Source organism: Curvivirga aplysinae (genome assembly GCF_009711445.1).
Taxonomy (GTDB): Bacteria; Pseudomonadota; Alphaproteobacteria; order UBA8366; family Aestuariispiraceae; genus Curvivirga; species Curvivirga aplysinae.
Window position 1 is genome coordinate 6,691 of the sequence record NZ_SMMC01000109.1, and the last position, 4,159, is coordinate 10,849.

Sequence of the window (4,159 nt, forward strand, 5' to 3'; positions counted from 1 at the left end):
TTATATAATTTTTTTGGATTTTTTGGGATTGTATCGGACTAGATTCTGGCGGAGCGAGGGGGATTCGAACCCCCGAGGGGTTGCCCCCAACACGCTTTCCAGGCGTGCGCCTTAAGCCGCTCGGCCATCGCTCCTATATCTGTATCACAGGGAATGCATGGGATTGCGTATCAACCTGCGGCCCCAACAATGTGAAGCGAGCGGAAACTAACCAAATCCCCCCTGTCTTGCAAGGGCTGTTTTCAAGAAAAATGCAGATTTTTAAAAAAAACTTCATTTTTTTTACCCCATAAAATAAGAGAATCTGATAAAAGGATAGAATTACATGACTTTAGGGTTTTTATGAAGAGTAAAAACTCTATATTTTGCCTTGGTTTGAGTCATATTACATTAGATATGTCTGGGGAGACAAAAACCATGCTTTTTCGCTGGTTTGGGAAATTATGCATCTTATCTGCACTTATTCTGCTTGGGATTGGGCTCTATGTCTGGTTAAGTGGCGAAGATATCAATAAAGCTGCCGGTCAGATTTGGTATCAAATGCATCAACCAAGCCTGCAATATGCACAGGTCATTGTTGAACGCTACCTTCATGCAAGCTGGTTTTGGACTTTCTTCCAAAACTCTATTTTAACGTTACCTGCATGGGATGCAATTATGCGTGTCTTTATCACCCTCCTGCTTATTGGTGGTATGATGATTGGCCTGTTTAAAAAACCGCGCAGCCTGCATCATCGGAACAAACATAAAGGCATCCATTAGATTAATGGAAAAAATTTTAAGTGATCCATTATCAACTTATTACCTGATTGATCCAGATACAAAAAATCCACCGCCGGAATTTGAAAGCATCTATCAATTATGGGCAGAGAAGCGCGATGAAAACGGTCTTTTTCCCTGTTGGAAGGATTTTGACTTCACTGACTTTGTTGGATGGCATGGCATGCTCATCATTTCAGAAACCCAATGGGAGCCCTTTGCAATCACCTATCGTATTTTTGGCAGTGAAATTGCCAATATTATCAATGAAGATCTAACAGGTAAGAAAAGTTATCCTGGTGAAGAAGGTGGATTTTATTACGAGCTTGACAAACCATATTTGGAAGCAGTTCGAGACAATAAAAAACTGGGGTATGCCATCGGCAGTTTGGACTGGATAGGACAAACTCATCGAAAAGTTGCTTATATGGATTTCCCGATGAACAAATCCCATCGCAGTGAAGCTTTTGAGGACCCGACTATGTTTATGACTGCATGTTACGTGCATAAACTAAGTCGGGACGAATATCTCAGTGCACCGGCAACGACTGCATCAGACAAACAGGGGAATGGGTAATTCCCTGAATTAGTTATCACCCATTTTTAAAGCTTCAAGGAAAGCGGATTGTGGAATATCCACTTTGCCGAATTGACGCATGCGTTTCTTACCTTCTTTTTGTTTCTCAAGAAGTTTACGTTTACGCGATACGTCACCACCATAACATTTCGCTGTCACATCTTTACGCATTGCAGATAATGTCTCACGTGCGATGATCTTACCACCAATCGCCGCCTGAATAGCTACTTTAAACAATTGACGTGGCACCAAATCTTTCAAACGTGCACAAATGGCACGTCCACGGAATTCTGCTTGGGATCGATGAACCAGCATAGACAAAGCGTCAACCGGATCGCCGTTAATCATGATTTGAACCTTAACCAAATCACCAGATTCATATCCAACCATCTCATAATCAAAAGATGCATAACCACTGGTAATAGATTTTAAACGATCATAAAAATCAAAGACAACTTCGTTCAATGGTAATTTATAAACCACCATCGCACGACCACCCACATAAGTAAGGTCTAATTGCTCGCCACGACGTTCTGTGCAAAGTGTAAGAACTGGGCCCAGATATTCATCAGGCACCATAATTGTTGCTTTAATCCACGGCTCTTCGATAGAGTCAATTTTCACAACATCCGGATAATCAGCTGGGTTATGCAGTTCCAACAAACTGCCGTCATTCATATGAATTTTATAAACCACAGATGGCGCTGTTGAAATCAAATCCAGATCAAATTCACGGTTCAGGCGTTCTTGGATAATTTCAAGATGAAGAAGACCTAAGAAACCGCAACGGAAACCAAAACCCAGCGCGGCAGAGCTTTCCATTTCAAAATGGAAGCTGGCATCATTCAAGGCAAGCTTGCCAAGGCTTTCGCGCAATGTTTCAAAATCAGACGCATCCACAGGGAAAAGGCCACAGAATACCACTGGCACAGACGGTTTAAAGCCCGGCAAGGCTTCCGTTGCAGGCTTGCGATCTAGTGTGATTGTATCACCCACCTGACAATCAGAGACAGATTTAATGGAGGCAGTAATAAAGCCCATTTCACCCGGGCCAAGCTCTTTTACGGTTTCATGTTTTGGCGTAAAAATACCAACACGGTCAATCTCATGTGTTGCCCCTGTGGACATCATCCGGATTTTTTGGCCTTTTTGTAAAACACCATCTACAACACGAACCAAAATCACAACACCAAGATATTGGTCATACCAACTATCCACCAGCATTGCCTTCAATTCACTGTCACGTTCCCCATCTGGCGACGGCAGTTGTTCAACAATTGCATCCAATGTTTCTTCGATACCAATGCCGGATTTCGCAGAAACTTCCAACGCACCATCAGCTTCGATACCAATCACGTCTTCAATTTGTTGACGAATACGGTCTGGGTCCGCAGCAGGGAGATCAATCTTGTTCAATACCGGAACGAGATCAAGATCACCATCCATTGCTAAATATACATTGGCCAAGGTTTGTGCTTCTACACCTTGGGATGCATCCACCACAAGCAAAGCGCCTTCACAGGCCGCCAAGGAACGGGAAACTTCATAGGCGAAATCCACATGACCTGGTGTATCCATCAAGTTCAGGATATAAGTTTCACCATCTTTGGCTTTATATTCCAAACGAACGGTTTGCGCCTTAATGGTGATGCCACGCTCTTTCTCGATCTCCATATTGTCGAGAACTTGCTCCGTCATTTCACGTTCGGTCAACCCGCCACAAAACTGGATCAAACGATCCGCAAGCGTGGATTTACCATGGTCAATATGGGCAACGATGGAGAAGTTGCGAATTTTACTTAGATCCGTCATCAGGCGAACTCAAAACTTAAAAGAAATTAAAAATCTGCTATAGCAGCTATAATGCTGCTTTGCGGGCGCGACAATAGGCCGAAACACCCGCTTTTTCAATCTATTCTTTTATCCAATTACTGAGACATAGATTAAAGATCATATTCATGATTAACCAAGCGATGCATCCAACCGGATAAGTCATTGGTCATATGATGAATATGCCCACCTTCCGATCCCATAGAAGACCAATCAGCTGTGGTTTTCACCCAAACGGTACGCATACCCACTTCTGCCGGGTATTTTAGATTTTTTGCCATATCTTCCACCATCACAGCTTTGGTAGGATCAATATCAAACTGTTTAATCATTTTGTCATAAGGCGCGGCATTCGGCTTTGGTATATAATCAGATGCTATGATATCGAAAATATCATCGAAATGATGGGCAATTCCCAATTGTGCTAAGGTTGCTTCCGCATGTTTTACCGTACCATTGGTAAAAATTAATTTTCGTCCCGGTAACTCAGCCAGTGCTTTATCGATTGTTTCATCACGCAATACGGGTGAATAATCAATATCATGAACAAAATCCAAGAAATCCTTTGGTTCGACACCATGGTTGCTCATCAAACCATTTAATGTTGTGCCATGTTCCAAGAAGTACTTTTTTTGAACGGCTTTGGCTTCATCATGTTCTAAATCCAAAGTTTGACTGATGAAATGCCCCATTTTCTTATCAATCTGGGCAAATAGATTACATTTTTCAGGATAAAGCGTGTTATCCAAGTCAAAAATCCAAGTTTCAGACGCTAATAATGCCAACCAGCTTTCTTTGTCATGTGTGATTTCTTTCATCAGCCTATCCTTATCTTAAATCCAGAACATTTTAATCTCTTTATTTGTTTTGCCTTTTTCAATCCCGAACAGCAAGAGAAAGATCATATTGTAACTAAATTTTAAATTTATACGATTAGGATCAGGAAAGAGATTTGCAAATAAGAAAAGAAGAGATATTCTGTTTAACAGTTGT

At 41.7% G+C, this 4,159-nt stretch carries 4 protein-coding genes and 1 tRNA gene; 2 read left to right on the forward strand and 3 right to left on the reverse strand.

The window, feature by feature from the left end; genetic code table 11:
- Positions 1-46 precede the first annotated feature (46 nt).
- Positions 47-134 (reverse strand) — tRNA-Ser (locus E1160_RS02820).
- Positions 135-342: 208 nt separating this feature from the next.
- On the opposite strand from E1160_RS02820, the gene E1160_RS02825 reads away from it, so the two are divergent.
- Both E1160_RS02825 and E1160_RS02830 read left to right on the forward strand, forming a co-directional pair.
- Entirely contained in the window at positions 343-762 is a 420-nt protein-coding gene (locus E1160_RS02825; protein ID WP_155153479.1) for a hypothetical protein, read from the forward strand.
- A 4-nt stretch (positions 763-766) separates the two neighbouring features.
- On the forward strand, positions 767-1,336 hold the full coding sequence (locus tag E1160_RS02830; RefSeq protein ID WP_155153480.1) for a hypothetical protein: 570 nt from the start codon (positions 767-769) through the stop codon (positions 1,334-1,336).
- A gap of 9 nt (positions 1,337-1,345) precedes the next feature.
- Here the strand turns inward: E1160_RS02830 and lepA are convergent, their stop codons facing one another.
- Both lepA and E1160_RS02840 read right to left on the reverse strand, forming a co-directional pair.
- Positions 1,346-3,148 carry a translation elongation factor 4 gene (lepA, locus tag E1160_RS02835; protein ID WP_155153481.1) on the reverse strand — a complete coding sequence of 601 codons (1,803 nt, stop codon included), beginning with the start codon at positions 3,146-3,148 and terminating at the stop codon, positions 1,346-1,348.
- Positions 3,149-3,279: 131 nt separating this feature from the next.
- Positions 3,280-3,984: a pyrimidine 5'-nucleotidase gene (locus E1160_RS02840; protein WP_155153482.1), complete on the reverse strand. Its 705-nt coding sequence runs from the start codon at positions 3,982-3,984 to the stop codon at positions 3,280-3,282.
- Between the last annotated feature and the right edge of the window lie 175 nt (positions 3,985-4,159).

What these genes read in the sequence shown, in the direction of transcription:
- E1160_RS02825 (WP_155153479.1), top strand. Translation starts at nt 343, where the DNA reads ATGAAGAGTAAAAACTCTATATTTTGCCTTGGTTTGAGTCATATTACA.
- E1160_RS02830 (WP_155153480.1), top strand. Translation starts at nt 767, where the DNA reads ATGGAAAAAATTTTAAGTGATCCATTATCAACTTATTACCTGATTGAT.
- lepA (WP_155153481.1), bottom strand. Translation starts at nt 3,148, where the DNA reads ATGACGGATCTAAGTAAAATTCGCAACTTCTCCATCGTTGCCCATATT.
- E1160_RS02840 (WP_155153482.1), bottom strand. Translation starts at nt 3,984, where the DNA reads ATGAAAGAAATCACACATGACAAAGAAAGCTGGTTGGCATTATTAGCG.